This is a genomic window from Psychrobacter sp. 1U2, assembly GCF_051847575.1.
In genome coordinates this window covers 1-704 of the sequence record NZ_JBPYDC010001109.1, presented here as the reverse complement: position 1 = coordinate 704, position 704 = coordinate 1, and the positions used below count along the sequence as shown (strand labels likewise).

The 704-nt window shown below is 40.3% G+C and carries 1 protein-coding gene; it reads left to right on the top strand.

The window, feature by feature from the left end:
* Positions 1-92 precede the first annotated feature (92 nt).
* On the top strand, positions 93-704 hold a 612-nt coding region (locus ACS8FD_RS20655), incomplete at its 3' end, for an ABC transporter transmembrane domain-containing protein (RefSeq protein WP_439277244.1).

Sequence of the window (704 nt, the reverse complement as noted above, 5' to 3'; positions counted from 1 at the left end):
CGACTATACATCCATATTCTTTTACATGTAATGACGCTGCCAATGCGATGAATGTCATAAATCCATCTACCAATATTTGACCCGAGGCTTTTATGAGTCAATCTGACGTAACTAAAACCTCTGCCAATCTTAAACTTGAACAGCCATCGAGTCCGCCTAAGCGTAAGACGTTGCTGCGTCTGTTAAGATATTTAAAACCCTACTGGTGGGCACTTCTTTTAACCGTAATAGGGTTCGCTATCAATGCGGCTACAGAGATCTGGATTGCCAAACTATTACAATATATTACCGATGCTATTAATCAAAACAATCAAGCAAAGCAAAATTGGTTTCCTGCTTTGATTATTGCACTATTCTTTGTGCGCGGTGTTGGTAGCTTTTTGGGTAACTATTATTCTGCATTAGTCTCACGGAATCTGGTTTACGAGCTACGGGTACAAGTGTTTAATAAGTTATTACGCTTGCCAAGCTCTTTTTATTTGGCCAATCCTGCAGGAACCATCTCCTCCAAACTAATATTTGATGTCGAGCAGGTAACGGCGGCTAGTACCGACTCTATGAAGACTGTGTTGCGTGATGGCTTAACAGTCGTCGCTTTGATTGGTTTTTTACTTTATAGTAATTGGCGCTTGACGTTGATTTTGTTTTTGGTATTGCCACCGATCTTATGGTTGATTCGTTTTGCCTCTAAACGTTACCTAAAG